The 22,751-nt window shown below is 40.9% G+C and carries 19 protein-coding genes and 1 pseudogene; 7 read left to right on the top strand and 13 right to left on the bottom strand.

The annotated features are described in order from the left end of the window. Positions 1-55: 55 nt before the first annotated feature. Positions 56-991, top strand: coding sequence for a DUF4351 domain-containing protein (locus H6H03_RS00215; RefSeq protein ID WP_190953075.1), 936 nt, complete (start codon positions 56-58; stop codon positions 989-991). Positions 992-1,022: 31 nt separating this feature from the next. Continuing rightward, positions 1,023-1,262 (top strand): DUF4351 domain-containing protein, encoded by a 240-nt coding sequence (locus H6H03_RS00210; RefSeq protein WP_190953074.1) that lies wholly within the window; start codon positions 1,023-1,025, stop codon positions 1,260-1,262. 32 nt (positions 1,263-1,294) lie between these two features. Here the strand turns inward: H6H03_RS00210 and H6H03_RS00205 are convergent, their stop codons facing one another. The 11 genes and pseudogenes from H6H03_RS00205 to H6H03_RS00155 all read right to left on the bottom strand — a co-directional run bounded on the left by H6H03_RS00205 (position 1,295) and on the right by H6H03_RS00155 (position 13,375). Then, positions 1,295-2,038: a tetratricopeptide repeat protein gene (locus H6H03_RS00205; protein ID WP_190953073.1), complete on the bottom strand. Its 744-nt coding sequence runs from the start codon at positions 2,036-2,038 to the stop codon at positions 1,295-1,297. 403 nt (positions 2,039-2,441) lie between these two features. After that, positions 2,442-4,232: a diguanylate cyclase domain-containing protein gene (locus H6H03_RS00200; RefSeq protein WP_190953072.1), complete on the bottom strand. Its 1,791-nt coding sequence runs from the start codon at positions 4,230-4,232 to the stop codon at positions 2,442-2,444. 9 nt (positions 4,233-4,241) lie between these two features. Further along, positions 4,242-5,222, bottom strand: coding sequence for an ABC transporter substrate-binding protein (locus H6H03_RS00195; protein ID WP_190953071.1), 981 nt, complete (start codon positions 5,220-5,222; stop codon positions 4,242-4,244). Between the two features lie 288 nt (positions 5,223-5,510). After that, positions 5,511-7,205 carry a beta-carotene ketolase CrtO gene (gene crtO, locus H6H03_RS00190; RefSeq protein WP_190953070.1) on the bottom strand — a complete coding sequence of 565 codons (1,695 nt, stop codon included), beginning with the start codon at positions 7,203-7,205 and terminating at the stop codon, positions 5,511-5,513. A gap of 105 nt (positions 7,206-7,310) precedes the next feature. Beyond that, entirely contained in the window at positions 7,311-8,066 is a 756-nt protein-coding gene (locus H6H03_RS00185; protein ID WP_190953069.1) for an LmeA family phospholipid-binding protein, read from the bottom strand. 179 nt (positions 8,067-8,245) lie between these two features. Continuing rightward, positions 8,246-9,508 (bottom strand): ribulose bisphosphate carboxylase small subunit, encoded by a 1,263-nt coding sequence (locus H6H03_RS00180; protein ID WP_190953068.1) that lies wholly within the window; start codon positions 9,506-9,508, stop codon positions 8,246-8,248. A gap of 239 nt (positions 9,509-9,747) precedes the next feature. Beyond that, positions 9,748-10,173, bottom strand: a pseudogene (locus H6H03_RS00175) (Uma2 family endonuclease); the annotation flags it as partial. A 122-nt stretch (positions 10,174-10,295) separates the two neighbouring features. After that, positions 10,296-10,922, bottom strand: a complete 627-nt coding sequence (locus H6H03_RS00170) for a GDSL-type esterase/lipase family protein (RefSeq protein WP_190953067.1) — start codon at positions 10,920-10,922, stop codon at positions 10,296-10,298. 121 nt (positions 10,923-11,043) lie between these two features. Continuing rightward, positions 11,044-11,373 carry a ribulose bisphosphate carboxylase small subunit gene (locus tag H6H03_RS00165; RefSeq protein ID WP_190953066.1) on the bottom strand — a complete coding sequence of 110 codons (330 nt, stop codon included), beginning with the start codon at positions 11,371-11,373 and terminating at the stop codon, positions 11,044-11,046. 72 nt (positions 11,374-11,445) lie between these two features. Beyond that, on the bottom strand, positions 11,446-11,844 hold the full coding sequence (gene rcbX / locus H6H03_RS00160) for a RuBisCO chaperone RbcX (protein ID WP_190953065.1): 399 nt from the start codon (positions 11,842-11,844) through the stop codon (positions 11,446-11,448). Between the two features lie 100 nt (positions 11,845-11,944). Next, positions 11,945-13,375: a form I ribulose bisphosphate carboxylase large subunit gene (locus tag H6H03_RS00155; protein ID WP_190953064.1), complete on the bottom strand. Its 1,431-nt coding sequence runs from the start codon at positions 13,373-13,375 to the stop codon at positions 11,945-11,947. Between the two features lie 863 nt (positions 13,376-14,238). On the opposite strand from H6H03_RS00155, the gene H6H03_RS00150 reads away from it, so the two are divergent. Continuing rightward, a complete protein-coding gene (locus H6H03_RS00150; protein WP_190953063.1) occupies positions 14,239-15,342 on the top strand; it encodes a ligand-binding sensor domain-containing protein in 1,104 nt (367 codons plus the stop codon). 188 nt (positions 15,343-15,530) lie between these two features. Continuing rightward, the gene (gene panB, locus H6H03_RS00145) at positions 15,531-16,301 is read left to right on the top strand and encodes a 3-methyl-2-oxobutanoate hydroxymethyltransferase (RefSeq protein ID WP_190953062.1); all 771 of its coding nucleotides are present in this window, start codon (positions 15,531-15,533) and stop codon (positions 16,299-16,301) included. 979 nt (positions 16,302-17,280) lie between these two features. Here the strand turns inward: panB and H6H03_RS00140 are convergent. Then, positions 17,281-18,573, bottom strand: coding sequence for a dicarboxylate/amino acid:cation symporter (locus H6H03_RS00140; protein WP_190953061.1), 1,293 nt, complete (start codon positions 18,571-18,573; stop codon positions 17,281-17,283). Between the two features lie 183 nt (positions 18,574-18,756). On the opposite strand from H6H03_RS00140, the gene H6H03_RS00135 reads away from it, so the two are divergent. Further along, positions 18,757-21,387 (top strand): DNA polymerase III subunit alpha, encoded by a 2,631-nt coding sequence (locus H6H03_RS00135; protein ID WP_190953060.1) that lies wholly within the window; start codon positions 18,757-18,759, stop codon positions 21,385-21,387. 126 nt (positions 21,388-21,513) lie between these two features. Here H6H03_RS00135 and H6H03_RS00130 read toward each other — a convergent pair whose 3' ends face one another. Continuing rightward, positions 21,514-21,891: a VOC family protein gene (locus tag H6H03_RS00130; protein WP_190953059.1), complete on the bottom strand. Its 378-nt coding sequence runs from the start codon at positions 21,889-21,891 to the stop codon at positions 21,514-21,516. 172 nt (positions 21,892-22,063) lie between these two features. Between H6H03_RS00130 and H6H03_RS00125 the strand changes: the two genes are divergently transcribed. Together H6H03_RS00125 and H6H03_RS00120 are read left to right on the top strand one after the other, a co-directional pair. After that, complete coding sequence (locus H6H03_RS00125; protein ID WP_190953058.1) at positions 22,064-22,378, top strand: DUF433 domain-containing protein; 315 nt, start codon at positions 22,064-22,066, stop codon at positions 22,376-22,378. Continuing rightward, complete coding sequence (locus tag H6H03_RS00120; RefSeq protein ID WP_190953057.1) at positions 22,379-22,726, top strand: DUF5615 family PIN-like protein; 348 nt, start codon at positions 22,379-22,381, stop codon at positions 22,724-22,726. It begins immediately after the preceding gene. Positions 22,727-22,751: the final 25 nt, after the last annotated feature.

Raw genomic sequence — 22,751 nt, 5'->3', positions numbered from 1 at the left:
ATTGTAGAGCTATCTCTATTTAGATTTTACTAATACTTTTATGTAAGATATTGAAATGATAGACCACGATCGCCTGTTTAAAGAACTTCTATCTAATTTTTTTCCAGAGTTTATTGAGTTATTTTTTCCTGATATTAGTGCCGAGTGGCAACGTGACTCGATAAAATTTTTACCATTGGAAGTTATTACCGATGTCACTGAGGGAGAAAAGAAAATCCTCGATATTGTTGTGCAAGCGTCATTGAAAAACCAAGATACTTTATTCATCATTCACACCGAACATCAATCCTATTCCCAGACTAACTTTAACCGACGGATGTTTACCTATTTTGCTCGGTTACATGAAAAATATGCACTTCCCATTTATCCGATTGTCATTTATTCCCACGATAGCCCCAAAACACCCGAACCAAATTCTTACAGGGTAGAGTTAGCAAACAAAATTATATTAGAGTTTAATTATGATGTCATCCAACTAAATCAATTGCATTGGCAGGATTTTGTAAATCAGCCAAATCCTGTGGCTAGTGCTTTAATGGCAAAAATGCGGATGAGTGCAAATGAACGTCCCCAAGTCAAACTGACATCATTACAGTTGTTAACAAGTCTTGGGCTTAACCCAGCACAAGTACAGTTAATTTCCGGCTTTATAGATACATATTTGGAATTGAATTCTCAAGAAGAAGTCGTGTTTCAAGAACAACTTGCTACCATTGAACCAAAAGAGCAGGAAAAAGTTATGCAGATAGTTACTAGTTGGATGCGACAAGGACTTGAACAAGGACTTGAACAAGGACTTGAACAAGGGGAAAAGAAAGGAGAATTAAAATTGCTAATGCGTCAACTTAATCGTCGCTTGGGAGAAATTAGTCCACAAATGAAGGCTAGGATTGAAAATCTGTCAACCTTTGAGCTAGAAAATCTCGGTGAGGCGTTGCTAGATTTTTCTTCTGTTGCAGATTTGGAAGCTTGGTTTGAAAATCTCAGTTAGTTCCTATAAATACGAGAAATAGGAAAAAGTTATGCAGATAGTTACTAGTTGGATGCGACAAGGACTTGAACAAGGACTTGAACAAGGGGAAAAGAAAGGAGAATTAAAATTGCTAATGCGTCAACTTAATCGTCGCTTGGGAGAAATTAGTCCACAAATGAAGGCTAGGATTGAAAATCTGTCAACCTTTGAGCTAGAAAATCTCGGTGAGGCGTTGCTAGATTTTTCTTCTGTTGCAGATTTAGAAGCTTGGTTTGAAAATCTCAGCTAGTAGCCTCACTGCACTGGCTCCCTAATGCTCGTCTATTGTAATAATTCCTGAAACCGCTTTTGACTACGCACTTTGCTAAAGTCAGGGTCAGTTTTAGCTAATTTTCTGTACTTTGCAGGAACAAATTGAATCGCTCGATCTAGGTTTTCAATTGCTAATTCTACATTGCCTTGTAAAGCATAAGCACAAGCTTTGTTGTAATATGCTTGGTGCAAATCTTTTTTGATAGCGATCGCTCTATCATAGGATGCAATTGCTTCTTGATAGCGTTGCAACTTTGTTAAGGCAATGCCCCGGTTAGTTAAAGCTTCATATTTCTTAGGCTTGATGGCGATCGCTCTATCATACGATGCAAGAGCCTCTTTGTAGCGTTGCAGAGATGTTAAGGCTATGCCACGGTTATACCAGGCTTCATCTTTGTCAGCCTTGATGACGATCGCTTTATCATAGGATGCAATCGCTTCTGGATAGCGGTGCAGCGATGTTAAAGCTATGCCTCGGTTTATCCAAGCTTCAGAAATCTCAGCTTTCATGGCGATCGCTTTGTCGTATGCTTTTATTGCATCTTCGTAACGCTGTCTATCTAATAAATTATTGCCTTGAGCAAACAAAACTTCTGCCTTTTGGCTAGCCTTTGCTTCTACAAAAAGCTGGTTTACATTAGTTTCCTGAACAACTTGTGTGGTATTTTCTGTCCATGAATTTGCCCCATTACTACAACCAAACCCAAATAAAATTATTAAGCTAGATGCAACCAATCCGTACCTACAAACCATGCTTTATCTACAGAACTTATAATTCTGTTATTCCAATTTTGTTATTTTTTGAATATTATCAAATATTTACTACTTTTTGCTCATTCTTTTGATGATTTTTTGAAAAAACCTTTGCTGAAATTTTACAATTGTTTTTTTGATATTAAATTTACCCTATAATAACATATTCAATAGACATCAAGCAATTGCTGAATCTAGAGCTTACTTCGGCTAAAAAATGGTAATTTGTTTTGGTTTTGATTTTGCAAATTTCTGATTTATGTAAATTATTTTTCAATGGGGATCGCACTTTTTTTATACAAGCATCAATAAAAACAGTCTAAAAAATTAAGTCAAACTCCAGCCAAAGCAATTAAGCACTTGAGATGGCGCGGGATGAAGATATAACCAAACTAATGGAGACTCAGATTAAACCAGTACAATAGCGATCGCGCCCCTGTTGTTTAGCTTTATACAGTGCTTTATCAGCTGAAGCGATGAGTGTATCTGGATTAATTTCATCAGTGGGTATAACAGAACTAATACCCAAACTAACTGTAACGATATCCTTGATATCAGACTTTGCATGGGGAATAGCCCGATCTTGAATTACTTGCTGAATATTTTGTGCTACTGTGATTGCTCCTGCTAAGTCAGTATTGGGGAGGAGTACCGAAAATTCTTCGCCACCGTAACGCGCTACTAGATCGGCAGGACGATGAACTGTTTGTTGCACTGTTTGTGCTATTGTAATTAGACAATCATCGCCTCCAAGATGACCATAGCAGTCGTTGTAAGATTTGAATTTATCAACATCGAATAAAATCAGTGACAGGGGTTTTTGTTCTCGTGCAAGGCGTTTCCATTCTGCTTGCAGTCGTTCATCAAAGCAGCGACGGTTGGCTACCTTAGTCAAACCGTCTAAATTTACCAGTTGTTCTAGTTTTTGATTAGCGTCTTCTGCTTTTTCTTTAGCAATTACTAACTCTGCTGTTCTCTGCTGTACCCGTTGTTCCAAAGTTTCCAAAGATGTTTGTAACTGAAGTGCCATGTCGTTAAATGATTTTGCCAGTTGACCTATTTCGTCTTTTGAAGTAATTTTGGCGCGGATATCTAAGTTACCTGCGGTAAACTGGAAAACTATATTGGTAAGGTAAATTATTGGCTTTGTTAGCAATTGCCCAATAGTAAAAGCGATGATTGTTACTACTGAAGCGATAATTGCAAATAGAAACATTACGTCACGAATTTGCTTTTCTACAGGTGCTAGGGCAACAGCAAGGGGCTGTGCGAACAACACAGACCAAGGTTTATATTTTAAAGGAGCGATCGCAATCAGATTAAGCTGATTACCTGTTGCTTCCAAAGATGCAATTAAATACGATTGTTTATTATCCAATGCTTGCTTAAGTTTTAACTCATCAGTTGCCAATTCTTTGACAGGAGAATTACGCAAACGCCCTTTCTTTTGTAGTTGAGTTACAACATCCAAAGGCAGAGGCACAATTGATTGAAAAAGCAGTTTTGGTGCAGTGCTATGTGCCAAATAAATATTATTTTCATCTAAAAGAATAGCAAATGATTTTGCCCCAGCCCTTTGGGTTTCTCTAGTTACTAACTGCTGGACAACAGTAGCATTGTATGAAATACGCAATACACCTAATATATCTCCCTTGGCATTGCGAACCGGACTGCTAAAAAATAAGGTAACAAGGTCAGTAATTGTCGGCGATCGCTTCATGCTAGAAACAAAGGATAATCCAGTTTCCAATGGTTTTTTAAAATAATTTTCAACTGATTCATCTTTGCCAATGTTCGATGTATGTGTATCCAATACATTTTTGCCGTTTAAGTCGAGCAAAGCGTATGAGAGAATATTGAGCATATCTTTGCGACTGAGACGAATTAATGTTTCTGTTGCCAATTGCATTTCTGGGCTGTCATCTCGCTGTTTTGGAGTTAGGCTGAGGTAGCGTGCCAAACCTGGTAAAATCGCCTCTACGCGCACGGCATTGAGATTTCCATCAATAAAGGCATCTATTCTATTAGCGGTTTCGTTAGCCGCTACAGATAAGGCTTGCCGGGCGTTGTCAGTTAGTGCTTTTTCAGTTGTCTGTTTGTTGATAGATGCCAATAACAGCAAAGGAATCAAAGCAACAATGAGAAACGAGGCGATCAACTTTCTACGGATGCTGCCCAAAAGATGATGCTGCATGGCTTTAAACTAGGAGGGAGGGTTCAAAAAAGAAGAATTGAACAAACTTTTTAGCTCAGGAATGCGCGTCACGTTTCCAGAGCGAATAAAAAAGTCTGCATATATTTTGGCAGCTTTGTAGATGGAGTTAGGGTTGTTAGATTGAAATAATTTTTGATTTTCAGCTAAATCAGTTAGGTTTACTCCCTCCAGAGAGAGTGTATTGCTAGGAATTTTTAACGCTTTGCTAACGATCGCGTTTCCTTCTTGAACATTTGCCTTCCAGTAGGCTGCGGCTTGCAGCCATCCTCGCACAAATCGACGAATGTCTTCGGGGCGATCGCGGATTGTATCATTGCGAAAGATAATCATATCTAAAATCAAGCCAGGGGTTTGTTTGCTAGTAAATAGGATGTGTCCCCCTAATTTAATAGCTTCAGAAAGATAGGGTTGCCAAGTGTGTCCGGCTTGAATAACATTATTTTTTAGCCGTTGAGGAATTTCTAAAGCCTCTAATTTAACCAATTTCACATCATCGCTGGTTAAGTTGGCACTTTTCAACATCTCAGTCACAAAAACTTCGCTAAAACCACCTAGATTTGCACCTAGTTTTTTCCCTTTCAAGTCAGTAACGGTTTTAATTTGTGATTGGGCGACTACCACATCTGCTCCTGTTGATTCATCTATAACCAGCACGCCTTGTATATCAGGATTTGTGGCACTCAAGATGATAAAACTTCCTAAAGACAATGAAACACCATCATACTTACCCGCACTGAAATTTGCTTGTTCTAATTGGGTGTATCGTTTATAAATTAGTTCCACATCAACCTTTTGGGCTTTGAAGAATCCTTTTTCTTGAGCAATGATGCCTGGATACTCCCCAATAAAAGATCCAAATACTATTTTTAATGGAGAACGTTTTAATTCTGTTGGTACTGAAGCATTACAAGCAAATAGCAAACAGGCGGTAATGAGAAAAATACTAACGTATCTGAATAGTTTGAACATAGAATATTTGAGATTTTTTAATCACTGCTGATGAAATATCTAACTAAATCAACTATCTGTTAAACTTCAAATTAACTGGAAAAATTTATTATGATTTGTCACCAAAAATATGACATGAGCGCCTAACGCTCCTTGTTATTTGGCGGTGCGTTAGGCTAAAGCCGTAACACACCCTACTTAAAAATTTACTTTATAAATGGTCTCTAAAAATTAGAATAAAATTCCCCCAGATCCAAAAAAATCTGAGGGGAAGTAAGCGTGATAATACTATTTGATCTACATTGCGATTTAAATAATGCCGAACACTGAGCCAACAGTAGACTTAATCGAATCGCGTGCATCCTTCAAAGTTTGGCTGATGGGATGCTTTGCTTGCAAAAACACACGCGCACAATTGCGTCCCGGCATTCCGGAAATGGAACCGCCTGGATGAGTCCCTGCACCAGTGAGAAATAAATTATCAATTGGGGTTTTGTAATTCGCTATTTCTGGCAAGGGACGGAAAAATACCATTTGATCTAAGGTCATATCAATATGGTAATAATTCCCTTTGTATGCACCTAATCTTTCTCCTAGTTCTGCTGGACTTTCTACACGACGGGCGATAGTTGCATTTTTCACATTCGGCGCGTAATTAGCTAATTTATCAACCACCTTATCTGCAACTTTATTTTTCAATTCATCTGTCCAGCCAGTGCCTTTCAAACCTGTACCTTCTGCACCGGCAATTTGATAAGGGGCGAAAAACTCAATCCACACAGTATGTTTGCCTGGTGGTGCTAATGTGGGGTCTAAGTAGCTAGGCATCACTAGGTACATTGATGGGTCAGCATCGGGAATCTCTCCCAAAGTACATTTACTATGAGCCTGTTCTACATGAGCCACGGAATCTGCAATTAAGATAGAGCCAACAAGATATTCGTCTTTGTGTTCGTGGTAGGGAAATTGAAGTGGTTCGTTCAAAGCCAAATCGATTTTGAGGATAGTTTCGTTATTGTTAACGATGCGGCGTTCTAATCTTTCCCATAAGTCAGGATCGACTCCATCAACTTCGCTTTTATCGGTCATTTGTAAGAACAACCGCTTAGCGTCAATATTAGAAATTACCCCATGTTTGGCACGATATTCTTTACCGCCAGTGACTCGCACGCCCACAGCTTTGCCATCATCAATTAAAACTTTTTCCACATGCTGGTCTGTAAGAATCACGCCACCCTTACTTTGGACTAAATTCACCAAAGCTTGCACAAGTGCGCCAGTCCCGCCGCGGGGTCTTGCCATCCCTGGATTGTGACGCATTGCCATCATAATTGCACCAATGGCAAGGGTTTTTTGTGATGGCGGCGCACCAAGTTCTGAGGCTAGCCTTGCTAGTGGTGCTTTAAGAAATTCTGAATCAAACCACTCGTTAAGTAAATCTTCACCGCTGGTTAACATGGTGCGAATAAAGTCCAGCGTTTTGTTTGGCGAACCAATGACAGAAAATAAATCTTTCAGTTTTGTAATGTCATAGTTACCAAGGATGTCTATGATTGACTTTGGCGGCGCATTAAACATGGGAATCATTGCACCCAAAGCCCTTTGCCAAAAGTCTACAAATTCTGCGTATTTTTTAGCATCGCGATCGCTATAACGAGCGATTTCTGCACAAGTCTTTTCTACTGACTTATGTCCTAAGAAATATTTGCCATCAGGATGGGGACAGAAAACAACTGGATCGCACTCTAAATAATGCAAGCCATATTTTTCTAGTTCTAATTCTTCAACTACTGGCCCTAAATGAATAAACTCATGGTCAATAGCACACAAATTAAATTTAAATCCAGGAGCTTCTTCTGGTAAACATTCTTCAGTTGTTGCTGCACCGCCTGGAACGGAACGCTTTTCTAGTAACAGGACACTATAACCAGCTTTCAATAAATAAGCTGCACAAACTAGTCCATTATGTCCAGCACCAATCAGCACAACATCATACTCTTGCATAGTTGTTAGTTTTAAATTATGTAGCTTTATAAAGCTTAAAAAACTTTTGGGAAATTTAAATCACCCATCAGTAACAAAAATTATCTTTAATTAGTGTCAATCCTACTAAAGAGGTAGTACATCTGATGAGGGTATTTGCTTTACTTGAGCTTCTACCATAAGTATTAAATTACCAATTTCTACTTTTAGATCTTTGATACTAAATACGATATCGTTCCATTTAAAATATGGTATACTAATCAATTCTTTTGCTTTGTGCATTAATGCTGTAATGAATTCTATTGAAACACCCTCTCCCTCAGTACAGTTAAAACTCTCCAACATGACGGGTTGTGAGTGAGTACGTGGACGAGCGATCGCACTAAAAGCTAAAAGCCGAGTATTTCCCTTTTCCTTTAACAACATCTTTCCTCTGAATTCTATTTTGCCAGCACCAGGTAAAAATACCTGAATTTTTTGCGGCTCAAAACTCACAATTTCGCCATCTACATCCAAGTCGATATTTTGCATCTGCTTGCGAATAAACTCTGACGACAAAGCGCGGTTCATATCTGCTTGTGTCAGTGTAATCTTCGCAACAGTATTTACTGGCTGATCTAGTTTGATTTCACCGAAAATAGCACTCAAAGGATTGATGGCAATACCATCTGTTTGCAGTTTTATTTCTTGTACGCGAATGTCTTTTTGAATAACTAACCCTTCACCTGCAACCGAAACTCCATCCGCTTGTCCCTGGACTATTTTCAACAGATCGGTTTGTACATCTATTTGTATTTGTTCTACTTCATCAAAATTTTCGGATATCCTTCTTTCAGCTTCCTGGGATAATAATTTCTCTTCCAATCTATGCTCATCAGACATGAATTACTAATCTCCTAAATATCCTCTTATTAGCTACTGTAAAGGCTGGATACTCAAGAGCGAATCTGTATTGCGGTATATGCAACTCGGAGGACTGATACTATTTTGGATTTTGGATTGAAAAAAAGGTAAAATGGCGAGTCAAAAGACATCGCCTTTTTCTATCAACTTATTGACTGTTAATTTTTACCATTCGGTCGCTGAATAATTGTCTCTAAAACCCGCCGCTTGGCTTTTGGATCGATCGCTACCAAACGTATATACTCACCGCTATATTCTGCCAGAGATGATTCTAAATTTGATATTGCATCCGATTCGGCATCAATGTGGCTGTTAACGCAACTTTGCCAAGAACCTGTACGGAAGCGACGCTCATCTACGTGTTCGATACTAATTTTGTAACCTTGAGCCAGTATTTCCCGGATTTGTGCCTGTGTTTCCAAACTCAAATGTGGACTCGATGATTCTTTGTTGGGGAATCCATTTGTAGTTGCACCATTGGTTGACGGTTGACTAGTTGGCGTCACAGCAGGTGGTGGTGCTGCTTGATAGCTTCTACCTCGATTCAGTCGGTTATACTCATCAACTAATTGGGAATTTTCCACTCGTTTTTGTTCGCCAACCATCAAATGACCAGACTCGATTAAGTGAGACAGGCTGAAATCTGGTTTTTTAAATTCTGGCGGCCCTTCAGTGCTGTTAACCACACGCAAGGATACACGTTCAAAACCGATTTGATGGATAAAATTACGGATTTGTTCGTCATAAATCCGCGATCGCAATGCGCTAAAAAAGTCAATAGATTGATTGGCAAAAGTATCAACTAGCTGCTCAACTTGCCGCTGCGAAAGTCCATCCGGTTCAAAAATCCCAGCGACGATTCCCACTTTATCATCTCGGTCTGGTTCCCAATAAAATTTCTCCATCCGTCCATCCCGAATTAACGGCGCATAGAGGGTAGAAAAATCATTACCTGTGACAATAATCGGTACGCGATTTAAAGGCGTAGAATCATAGCTTCCCGGTAACTGCACATCTGTGGGGTTATCCGCAATATTCATCAGTGTGGCATTCACCAACTGCGTGTTTACAGTATATTGAGTGCCTTCATCGAAGCGTCCAGCACCGGCATCTAAATCGTTAATCATCAGCACGCACATTTTACCGCGTACTTTGATCAGTTCTGCTGTTTCCCGGTAGCGCAGCCGAATCAACCGCGCTGGATCTCCCGCATCTGGACTTTCCAATTCGCCACCAGAGATGTGAGTCACCTCGATACCCATTTTCTCGAAGACTAACTCGCATTGAAAAGACTTGCCTTCACCTTTACGTCCATGAATACCTAAAATCAAAGGTACTCTGACACCAGGAAGCTTCAAGAAATTTTTGGTGATGTGGACAGCAAGTTTGTCCAAAAATCGCGGAGCAATGTAGTAACCCATGAATCTATCTTATAAAGATTTAGCCCTTCTAAAGTTAATGTTAAGTTTTTTTGGGTATAGCGATCGCTTTTCGTGGATTATTCATGGCGATCGGTTTTTTAACACAATTTAAAACACAGAGATAGCTTTTATCTGTGTCGGTGCGAATTCTATTCCCTAAGGCTGATTTTTAATATATTTTGATACCAATAGAGGTAGATAAACTGTCCTGTAGCCGTGAATGATATTCGCCAGAGCTTCTATGCTAAACTTTGCACAAACTCTGCATTTTCTTCACTGTTCAATCCTTCTTGTAGCACTACTAAAACCTTTGTCATTTCTCCTGTACGTAACGCCTGTACGTCCAACCATAAGCCAGGAAAAATACGACTTTTAATCACATTATTTATATCAGGTTCTAGCGATATATATTCACCCTTTTCTAAACAGAACCAATCTAGTTAATTTTCTAATATTCGCCAAACAATATATTCTTTGACACCGTTGCGACGGTAGACTTTTTTCTTATCATGCAAATCATTAGCAGCACTGCTGGCTGCTACTTCAGCAATTAATTCTGGCGCACCTTCAATATAATCATCTTCACTAATACGTGTTTGTCCGCCCAAGTTTTCATCAATCAACAATACAACATCAGGTTGAGGTTCATTGTCTATCCTAATTTTCTATAATTTTGGCATCTGTTGTACAAAACTATGCCCTACCATAAACGGGGAAATATGCATAACTACCACCTTTGGTAAAGAAGCGATCGCCTTTTAGCACTATCTTAACTTTAAATTGTTAATTAACTTAAAAGAAACCAATTTAACCAAGCGTCCCAATTTTCTACGATTTTGGCAAATTCTGTATAACCTCCTGCTCTGGGATGAGCGCCGTCATTAGCTCTTGCTTCATCTATCCAAATATTAGATTTTTCCAGAATTGGAAACACATCTAAATAAGGCACATTTAACTCTTGACAAATTAAAGCTAAATTTTGGGATAAATCGCTAGTTCTTTTCCTTCTTTCAAGGTCTTCTTGTTCTACGTATGGTGCTGGCCCAATCATTAAAACAGGATATAACTGTTGCGCTTTCCTTAAAATTTCCTGAGCATTTTTGACTGAATCTGCTAAGTCTATACGAGTTTTACCATTTTCTATTGTTGTGTCATTTAGTCCAAAAGAAAATACAACTCTGCCATCATATTCTTTTGGCAAACGCAGTGATACTTCTTGTAGCCAACGCTTTGCTATATCGCTACTCGTATCACGCCTAATTCCTAAATTATAGTAAGTAATGTCATAGCCTTTTTTATTAGCGCTAGCACATACTCTTCCCGTCCAACCCAGACATTCAGGGTCGCCAGTACCGTTAACGAAGGAGTCACCAACAAAACAAATTCTGACTTCACGTAGCTGTGCTGAATTCATTGAATAAATACTTCTATAATTTCAGGTTTTATATCCAATAAAAGAAGAGAGGCAATTAACTTGACCTCTCTTAATAAATCAATTTCAAAGGTAGTAAGCTTTAGCTTTTACCTTTTAATTTTTAGTATCTGCTGGGTTTGTGAACGATAAAGCTGAGAACTTGGCACTGCTTGATGTTATCAAAACCTACAACACGGATGTAGCAGTTGCTATATTGAGAACGGCAAGATTGAACTTCATTCAGTACTTCTTGAGTAGATTTAGCACCGAACAAAGGCAGCTTCCACATTGTCCAGAAAAATTCGGTTGGCTCAGAAACTTCGTTGAATTCAACCGCTGGAATGTAACCTTGATTCAGAATGTACTGGATCTGCTTGGCAATTTGAGCATCAGAAAGGGGAGGCAGATAAGAAAGGGTTTCGTAACGACGCTCTTTTGGTAGAGTTTGCATGGTTAATGATAATGGGTTGCGGTTGACTTTAGTTACTCAGTTATCAGTGAAAAAGCGATTGCTCTTAACTGTTCACTGTTCGTTGTTTGGGTCTGAAGTTGTTTGCTGTTCTGGGTAGAGACTGGGGCCCGATAAATTAATTTGCGTGATGCGTTCTAAATGCTGGCGACGCTGTTCCATATTCGCTTGCTGAATGCCAGTGCGAACCATTTCCGGTAAAAATTCTGTGATTTCCTCGGCAATGTGTTCTCTGACAGTCATAATCCGCAATGCCAAATCTGGTTTCTCTCGGAACAGTTCCTCGATATATGTTTCTCCATCGTGGATTTTGTCAGCTGAAAAGTTTTGCAGCCAAATTCCCAACGGCGGATTAGTTTCGCCTAGCTGTGCCAGTACTGTCTTCAGCGCCTGATACGTCAGGTAGCGTTGGAGAGTCTTGGCTGTGTCCTTCGCAATTTGCTTAAGATTCATGCTTGACCCCAGCCTTTAGAAGTTATGAGTTATGAGTTATGAGTTACGAATTGAGTCAACTCTTAACTCTTAACTCTTAACTCTTCACTCTTAACTCAGATCAGACGGTATCCATTGCTTCAAACTCGAACTTAATTTCTTTCCACAGTTCGCAAGCAACGGCCAATTCAGGAGACCACTTAGCAGCTTCGCGGATAACATCATTACCTTCACGAGCCAAGTTACGTCCTTCGTTACGAGCTTGGATACAAGCTTCTAATGCTACGCGGTTAGCGGTTGCACCAGGCGCGTTACCCCAGGGGTGACCCAGTGTACCACCACCGAATTGCAGTACGGAGTCATCACCAAAGATTTCAACTAGTGCGGGCATGTGCCATACGTGGATACCACCAGAAGCAACTGCCATTACACCAGGCATAGAAGCCCAGTCTTGGGTAAAGTAGATACCGCGAGACTTGTCTTGCTCAACATAGTTTTCGCGTAACAGGTCAACGAAGCCCATTGTGATACCACGCTCACCTTCCAGCTTACCAACAACGGTACCGGTGTGGATGTGGTCACCACCAGACATCCGCAGAGTCTTAGCCAAAACGCGGAAGTGAATACCGTGGTTCTTTTGACGGTCGATAACAGCGTGCATAGCGCGGTGGATGTGCAACAGGATACCGTTGTCACGACACCAACGAGCCAATGTGGTGTTAGCGGTGAAACCTGCGGTCAGGTAGTCGTGCATGATGATGGGCTGTTTGAGTTCTTTAGCGAACTCAGCTCGCTTCAACATTTCTTCGCAGGTGGGGGCGGTGACGTTCAGGTAGTGACCTTTGATTTCACCGGTTTCTGCTTGGGCTTTGGCAATAGCTTCAGATACGAACAAAAAGCGATCGCGCCATCTTTGGAATGGTGCTGAGTTGATGTTTTCGTCGTCTTTGGTGAAGTCCAAACCACCGCGCAAGCACTCGTATACAGCGCGTCCGTAGTTCTTAGCAGACAGACCCAATTTGGGCTTAATTGTACAACCCAGTAAAGGACGACCGTATTTGTTTAACTTGTCACGCTCAACTTGAATACCGTGGGGAGGGCCTTGGAAGGTCTTCAGGTAAGCTACAGGAATCCGTAAGTCTTCTAGACGTAGCGCCCGCAAAGCTTTAAAACCAAACACGTTACCTACAATAGAGGTCAACATGTTGGTTACAGAGCCTTCCTCAAACAAATCTAGAGGATAAGCAACATAAGCAATGTACTGGTTATCTTCACCAGCAACGGGTTCGATGTCGTAGCAACGACCTTTGTAGCGATCTAGGTCGGTGAGCAAGTCTGTCCATACGGTGGTCCAGGTACCAGTGGAAGACTCAGCAGCTACAGCAGCACCAGCTTCTTCAGGTGGAACTCCAGGTTGGGGAGTCATCCGGAATGCAGCAAGAATATCTGTATCTTTAGGAGTGTAATCGGGGGTGTAATAAGTTAGTCTGTAATCCTTAACCCCGGCTTGATACCCAGATTTGCTCTGAGTCTTCGTTTGAGCGTAAGACATATTTTATCCTTCCCAGAAGTCACTCTTTTTACTTATCAAATCACGTATTGTGCAAATTTCCCACACCCCGCTCTTTCCCCCTTGAGCGGGGAGAAGATCGGGAAAAATTTTTGTTATGGGTTGCCTTCGGCAGAGTTTAGCACTTTTTTTGCGGCCTATACTTTGGTAGCGGAGGTAACCTTCATTACCAGTGTTCTCCCGTTCTTGGGCAGACGACCTAGCGCTTCTACTCCTTCCTCTACCTACACATCAAAATTCTTTTTTATCTGTTTCTCTTCTCGCACCCGACTAAACCTTCTCAATTTCACCAAAACTTCCGCACTTTGCGGTCAGCATTTAGATAATTCTCCCATAAACTGGCATATTCAGGGGATTGGCCTGGCTGGCACACATTCCCGCCTCCATACTCCTTTTATCTTCTCCTTACTTGGGAAAGATACCAGAAAAGAATTTACTTGACAGAGATTTAGCAGAGTGGTGAGCAAAAGATAAAAGAATTGCACACCACGAAATTTGTAGCTTGTTTCACAATATATCAAGAATTCGATAAGTTATTCTTTGAAAGTTTTTAACTTATTTATTTAAATTTGTTATTACATAAAGATTTAAACATTTTGTTAAGAAAGGTTTACAAAATGTCATTAATGGTGTTCAGGGAATGGGGATTAGGGACTGGTGACTGGGGACTGGGGATTAGGGATCGGGGACTAGGAACTAAAAAATAAACATTCAGCAATACTTTCTCACTGAGTACCCAATCCCCAATCACCAGTCCCCAGTCCCCAATCCCCAGTCCCCAATGTTTAAAAAATCCAAGCGAGGGGAACACTGAAGTTAACCAAAAGCCTATTTAGACAACGGCTATGGGTAGTGTCTCCAAAGGAAATGTCATCGTGGTATTGTTTTGCAAGCGTACTAGTTTATTGATTTCTTCTATCTTGCTGGGGTTAATAATGCCGAGTATGGGATGGGCACAAAAAACCCCTGATATTAATTCATCCGATTTAGCTCCTGCTTATCCGTCTTCACCACCGCCTCCGCGAGTAGATCCTTTACCCGACGATAGGGGAGTGCAAGAAAATTCGCCAGAAACCGATTATCGTGTCGCCAACTTACTGGCAGATGTTACAGGTAATCTTTGGATAGGTTCTTGGCGAGGACTATCGCGCATTGACCCGAAAACTGGCAAGATTGTTTCTCGTGTAAGTTTACCTAATGTTGCCATTGGTGCTTTAGCCCAAGACAAAGTAGGACGCTTGTGGGTGGGAAGTTATGGCGGACTGATGCGAGTAGATCCCCGCACGAGCGAAATTACCGCACAGAATTTATTTTTGCCTTCTAAACGAGTGTTGTCGCTGTTAGTTGACAAGCGCGGCTATTTGTGGGCTGGAACTGACAATGGTTTAGCCCTAATTAGTCCTGACCAAGGCTTGATTATGACAACATTAAAAAATCTGCCTGGTGTGAGCGCCAACACATTGACTTTAGATGCTGAAGGTCACTTGTGGGTTGGTACCCTTGATGGGGTAGTCCGAGTTAATACTGCTAGTGCTGAGATTATGAAGCGAATCGCAGATTTACCAGGAACCACAGTCCAAGCGTTAGCTATTAGTCCAGAAGGGTTGATTTGGGCGGGAATGCCGAATAACTTGCTAGTTATTAATCCGAAAACTGGGGCAGTGTTGCGATCTGTAACGCGGTTGCGTGGGCGTAACGTTACAGCAGTGCGTTTTGCTAAAGATGGTAGTGTCTGGGTCGGTACTCACGATGGTTTGTTACGATTAAATCCAAATACCGGAGCTGTGTTAGACGCTGAAGTTGCTGGACTTCCTTCTAGTCGGATTCTTGCCCTTGCACCTGACATCGGCAATAAATTGTGGATCGGTACTAGTGAAGGTCTAGCTTGGTTAATGCCGAAAATGACCAGTGCAAAACCCCACCTTGCTTTCAGTCGTGCTGTGAAGTAAGGATTAGGGACTGGGGACTAGGGACTGGGAACTAGGAAAATTGATTCTTAATACCCAATACTTAATAACCAATACCTAATCCCCAATCAAAAATCCGTCTTTAAAAGTTCAGATCTCCGGAAGCCGGCGCTCCGACTTTTGTCTCCGACACGCTACGCGAACGCAAAATCTCAAATCCAAAATTGGCAATGGCAATCACTACCCAGCAATTAATTCAATGGAAACAACAGGGACGTTCAATTGTGGCGTTGACCGCCTGGGATTATGCGATCGCCCAACTCCTCGACGCAGCTGGTGTAGACTTAATCCTTGTGGGTGACTCGATGGCAGTAGTTTTAGGCCACCAAACAACTCTGCCAATAACTCTAGATGAGATGATCTACCACGCCAAAGCTGTACGTCGAGGAGTTAAACGCGCTTTTTTACTGGTTGATTTACCGTTTTTGAGCTACCAGGAAAGCATCCAACAAGCGATACATTCAGCTGGCAGGGTTTTGAAAGAAACTGGAGCGCAAGGTGTGAAGTTAGAGGGTGGTTATCCAGAAATGGTGCAAACTGTGGCTCGTTTGGTGCAAGCCGGAATTCCAGTTATGGGTCATGTGGGTTTGACGCCGCAATCAGTACATCAACTCGGTTTGCGACAACAAGGTAAAACCCAAGAAACCAGTGAGAGAATTTTAAATGAAGCGATCGCCCTCGAACAAGCTGGCGCTTTTGCCATGCTATTAGAGCATATACCCGCAGATTTGGCAATGCAAATTACACAAAAACTTACCATCCCGACAATTGGTATTGGGGCAGGGCCTTACTGTGATGGTCAAGTTTTAGTGACCTCAGATGTACTTGGTCTGGCAGAAAAGAGTCCACCATTTGCCAAAGTTTATACAAATTTACGCGACACAATTACTAAAGCTGTGCAAGATTATGCTTTAGAAGTGCGACAACGGAAGTTTCCTTAAGCAATACTTAACTCAATCGAAAAGCGCCTGGATTGGACTCAATTCTGACGCCGAATTCTATTTTGGTAAAAGTCAAACTCTCTGTTTTCGTAAGCATTCATTAATTAAATGTTTCTTAACAATTGTGAAAACATTGTTTGACAATTATCAACGGTTGTCTAATAATAAATTACTACGCTAATAGCTAAAGTCTAGTGAACTAGACTAAAGATTTTTGCAGATATTTTAGTCATCTTGAGATGAATGTTGCTATTACCAAAAAACTTCAGCTACTTACATGATTTAAGTATAGGCCTATAAACAATGGGCTTTACCCCCATAATTTCGCTATATCTACCATCAAAAAAGTGATGCCATTAATTTTTTGCGACAACTTAATAAGTTTATAAACTAAGCTCTAAAATTTACTTACCATATGAGTTATCGTTCTCATAAATGTTAAGAAAAATTACGGTATCAATAACCGATAACGGAAGATATTCGGAGAGAGCTTTTCCAGACACAAATGAAAAGTTAGATTGAATTTAAGTATTAAAGCGTAGACAACACGATCGAAGTGCGGAATTTCCGCAATTGCCACCAAGACAATTGTAGAAACCCAGTGTAGTCTTTAACTAGAAAAACAGTGTCAGGCGGTTACTAGACAAAAGGTCAACTATTCCCACTAAACTTTTTAATATTTATCGTTCTTATGACTCCAAAAGACATCAAAATTAAATTTCCTCTTTGGCAATATCTGAACCAACCCTTATTTAGTGCTGATACTAAATTAGTATGGAATCCCCATCGTTTTGCATTGGCTTGGCGTCTTCAGATGCTAGAACGCTGCTGGACTAAAGAATGTGATGCGAAAGGGCCCCAACAGCATTAGCGATAGCAGGCAATAGGCTTGAAAATCTTTTTGTGTGCGGGTTTTATGCTAGGTTAATGTCCTAATCTATCTGGTAAGTGCCATAATTATCTATCAAAAAAAGGCAAACTAAGCCTCGTCTAAAGTACGGGGCTTTTTGCCGTCTAGTAAAGTACTAACAGTCATGTCTCCCATGACATTAATCGCAGTGCGGCAACGATCCAAAAACCAGTCTACAGTCACTAGCAAAGCTATGTACTGGGTAGGTAAACCTACAGAAGTAAACACCAGCGTCATTGTTACTAGCCCAGCATTGGGAATATTCGCTGCACCCACGGATGCAAAAATCGAAGTGAGGATGACAATTACTTGCTGTCCTAAGCTTAGGTGTTGCCCAATTAGTTGAGAAATATACAATGCAGACATCGCTTCATAAAGAGCAGTGCCATCATTGTTGAAATTTGCTCCTACTAACGCCCCCAACGCAGCAGAGGATTCTCTTAAACCAACTTTTGTTTGCAAAACCTCGAAGGTTATGGGCATTGCCGCCGCAGAGGAAGAAGTCGAAAAAGCCGTCAAAAAGGCATCAGAACCACCAGCTAGAAATTTCAATGGGTCTACCCAAGAACCAAATTTGACTCTGGTGAGGTAGTAAAACGCTTGTAATAACAGTGCTACCAGCACCGCGATGATGAATGCGCCTAAAGATTGAAAGGGGGCAAAACCTTCTTTGGCAACAGTTTTAGCCACAATCCCAAAGACTGCCAAGGGTACCAAGGCAATTACCCAATTGAGGATGCGGACTACCGCTTCAAACAAAATTCCGATGACATCTTCAATGGGTTGGTATCCGTTTTTTCCTTGGGCGATTTGTTCGGATTTTAATCCCCGCAGTACAATGCCAAAACTCAAGGCAATGACAATTAGTTGAATGACGTTATTATCAACTAATGGCTTGAGGACTGCTTCTGGTACTGCATCTTTGACGAGTCCCCAAGGGTCAAGGTTTTGAGCTGTGATTTGTGTATTTGTTGAGGTGACTACATTGCCCCAAGTTCCCGGACGCAGGACGTTGGCGACAAAAAGTCCGACTAAAATAGCTACGGAGGTATTGGTTAAAAGTAGCACAAATAGCCGTCGTCCGGTGGTACCAGGGATATTTGTAGTCATTAAAGTATGCAGCACCGCTACCAAAATCAGCGGGGTAGCTAAGGCACGGAGAGCCTTTAGTACTAACTCAGCTGGAATTGCTAAATTGTTAATTAGGGTGGCATTGCTGGGGCTGGGATTTCCTGCACCAAGGGCAATTCCGACGCTAACGGCGGCTACGAGGGCGATTACAATTTGTAACGTCAGAGGAATACGCTGCCACCAAGGCCTAGCTTTGGTTTCAGGCGAAGTAGTAGTGTCTGGATGGCTCATTGGTTAGATGCGGATGAACTGCTGTAACTATTAAAACAACACTTGTGACAGTGGCAAATCCGGAAAAACAAAAGCTTTATTTTTGGGTAAAAACTGCTAATCTAAGATCCCGTTGCTTTGCAAAATCCGGCTTGAAAGGGTCAGCCCCTGAGAGATATTTTTGGCTTGTGCTTGGAGACGCTTATGTCCTTTGTGCCTTTGCATATTCACAGTGACTACAGTTTACTTGATGGAGCAAGTCAGCTACCAGAGTTGGTGGAAAGAGCGATCGCATTGGGGATGAAAGCGATCGCCCTTACCGATCATGGTGTCATGTATGGTGCGGTTGAATTGATTAAAATTTGCCGCAGTCAAAATATTAAGCCGATTATCGGTAACGAAATGTATATCATTAACGGCGATATTGAGAAACAGGAACGCCGTCCCAAATATCATCAAGTTGTTTTAGCTAAAAATACAAAAGGTTACAAAAATTTAGTCAAATTAACTAGTATTTCTAATCTCAAAGGCGTTCAAGGCAAAGGAATTTTTTCTCGTCCTTGTATTAATAAAGATTTACTCAAACAATATCATGAAGGCTTGATTGTTACTAGTGCTTGTTTGGGCGGAGAAGTTCCCCAAGCAATTCTCAGTGGGAGACCAGATGCAGCCAGGAAAGTTGCTCAGTGGTATAAAGATGTATTTGGTGATGATTATTATTTAGAAATTCAAGACCACGGTTCCCAAGAAGACCGGATTGTGAATGTCGAAATAGTCAAAATTGCGCGGGAATTAGGTATTAAATTTGTTGCTACCAATGATTCCCATTTTATTTCTTGTTTTGACGTTGAAGCCCACGACGCCTTGCTGTGTATTCAAACTGGCAAGCTAATTATTGAAGATAATCGGATGCGTTATAGCGGCACAGAATATCTCAAATCTGCCCAAGAGATGAAGCTGCTATTTCGCGACCATTTACCAGATGATGTAATTGAAGAAGCTGTAGCCACCACTGAAGAAGTCGCCGATAAAGTCGAGCCTTACCATATTATGGGTGAGCCTCAAATTCCTACTCCCCCCATTCCGTCTGGTCATACTGCTGATACTTACGCTGAAGAAGTTGCATGGATTGGACTTTTAGAAAGATTAAATCGCAAATCACGAAATGAAGTAGATCCCGTCTATAAAGAAAGATTGGAATACGAACTCAAAATGATTCAGCAGATGGGTTTTTCCAAATACTTTTTAGTTGTATGGGACTACATTAAGTTTGCAAGAGATAATAATATTCCCGTTGGCCCTGGTAGAGGTTCGGCCGCTGGTTCATTAGTCGCTTATGCAATGCGAATTACTAACATTGACCCCGTACATCATGGGCTATTATTTGAGCGGTTTTTGAACCCAGAACGGAAATCCATGCCTGATATTGATACGGATTTCTGTATTGAACAACGCGATAAAGTTATTGATTACGTAACAGAGAAATATGGTGCAGATAGAGTTGCTCAAATTATTACCTTTAACCGCTTAACTTCTAAAGCCGTTTTGAAAGATGTCGCCAGAGTATTAAATATTCCTTATGGTGAAGCCGACAAAATGGCGAAATTAATTCCTGTGGTGCGGGGTAAACCAACTAAGCTCAAGGTGATGATTTCTGATGCGACTCCAGAAGCAGAGTTTAAAGAAAAATATGATAAAGACCCAAGAGTTCGCCATTGGATTGATATGGCGATGCGAATTGAAGGAACTAACAAAACCTTTGGTGTCCATGCAGCTGGTGTAGTGATTTCAGATGAACCACTAGATGAAATTGTACCGCTACAAAAGAATAATGACGGTTCTGTGATTACTCAGTATTTCATGGAAGACCTGGAATCATTGGGTTTGTTGAAAATGGACTTTTTGGGTTTGCGTAACCTGACACTAATTCAAAAAACCCTCGATTTAATTGAAGAAAGCAAAGGATATCGTATTGATCCAGATGAAATTACGCGGGACGAAAGAAAAGCCCAAAGGATATTAGCCAAAGGCGAACATACGATTTTACCTAACGAAGTCAGAAAAACTTATGAACTATTAGAAGCTGGTGAGTTAGAAGGAATATTTCAATTAGAATCTTCTGGAATGCGTCAAATAGTTCGAGATTTGAAGCCTTCTAATATAGAAGATATTTCTTCGATTTTGGCACTTTATCGACCGGGGCCATTAGATGCGGGACTGATTCCTAAATTTATTAACCGCAAACACGGTCGAGAAACAATTGATTACGAACACAATATTTTAGAACCAATATTAGACGAGACTTATGGAATCATGGTCTATCAAGAGCAAATCATGAAAATTGCTCAGGATATGGCTGGATATTCCTTAGGTCAAGCTGATTTGCTGCGTCGGGCGATGGGTAAAAAGAAAGTTTCGGAGATGCAAAAGCAGCGAGAAAAATTCGTCGATGGTGCGGCAAAAAATGGTGTGAAAAAACAAGTAGCTGATGAATTATTTGAGCAAATGTTGAAGTTTGCTGAATATTGTTTAAGCTATGATACGGAAATTTTAACGGTAGAATATGGCTTTTTGCCGATTGGCGAGATTGTAGAAAAAAACATTGAATGTAGTGTATACAGTGTTGATAATAATGGAAATATTTATAGTCAACCTATTGCACAGTGGCACGATCGCGGACAGCAAGAAGTGTTTGAATATTGCTTAGAAGACGGTTCAGTAATTCGGGCAACAAAAGACCATAAATTTATGACTAGTGATGGTCAAATGTTGCCCATCGATGAAATATTTGAACGCGAATTAGATTTAATGCAGGTAGAGGGTTTGCCACAGTAGGGGATGAGGGAGGTGGGAAGATGGCTTCGCCAAGGGGAAAGGTAAAAGGGAAAAGGGAAAAGGAGGGATCTTTCTTTTCCCCTTTGCCCTTTGCCCCATGCCCAATGCCCCATGCCCCATGCCCAATTATGCTGGTTCATGACAAACAGCTTCTATGCGATATCCGTCAGGATCGATTACAAAAGCGGCATAATAATTGGGGTGATAATTTGGGCGCAATCCTGGTTTACCATCGTCTTTAGCTCCTGATGCGATCGCTTGTTCATAAAAAGCATCCACAGCTGCGCGATTATTAGCCACAAATGCTAAATGAAAGCCCCTCGATACCTCATGGGTGAACTTTTGGCGACTCACAAGCCAAAACCTGGGGAAATTGTCAGCACCATAACCAGCAATGTCAGTCAAATTAAACAGCCGCTTGATGCCTAACGGTGCAAGCACAGCATCATAGAAAGCTAGACTGCGTTCTAAATTACTGACGCCAAAGGATATGTGGTCAAACACAAGCTTTGATTTTTAGATAAAGTACTTACAATATTTTTCAATAAAACGGCATCTCAAGAGCGATATGAATTAGAGATAGTCTAAGAACTGAAGTATAAAAAAATGTACGAATTATTCGAGTGGATGATTAGTCTATGCTAGATTGAAATTTTCAACAGTTCACAAGACTGCCATGACCTCTGAAATTACTTACCCTCACATAGAAAAGCTACAGAGTCAGGCTGCTCGCTTACAAAGACTGCCTCGCATTCGAGTTGCTCAACTTGTAATGGATTACATAGCCTATGGCTGGTCGGTTGAAGAGATGTGCCGCCAGCATCCATACTTACAACCTGCTGAAGCCTACGCAGCTATGGGGTATTACTTTGACCACCAAGATGAGATTGACAATGAAATTCGCGCTGAATGGGAAGAAGCACAACAAGCGAAATTTCAAGCTGCAAGTTCTCCTTTTGCTATACGGATGAGGGCTAGAGGACTTTTATAAGTGACAATTAAGTTGTACATGGATGTTCATGTTCCTCAAGCTATTACCGATCAGCTTCGTCGCCGTAATGTAAATGTTCTCACTGCGATCGAGGATAATGCAGATGAATTACCCGACGATGAACTTTTAGAACGTGCTCGATTGCTGGGGCGAGTAATTTTTACACAAGATATTCGCTTCAAGGCAATGGCTCAGGATTGGCAACGCGAAGGTAAATCATTTGCAGGAATGATTTTTGGACATCAATTAGGAGGTACAATTGGGCAATACGTCAAAGATTTAGAGCTAATTGCACAAGCCTCTGAGCAGGATGAGTGGTTGAACACTATTGAATACTTGCCTTTATAGGCAGCAGTCTCACAAGCATAATTAT

The organism is Nostoc paludosum FACHB-159 (assembly GCF_014698835.1).
GTDB lineage: Bacteria > Cyanobacteriota > Cyanobacteriia > Cyanobacteriales > Nostocaceae > Nostoc > Nostoc paludosum.
The sequence above is the reverse complement of the archived record's forward strand: the minus strand, read 5'-3'. Positions and strand labels throughout refer to the sequence as shown.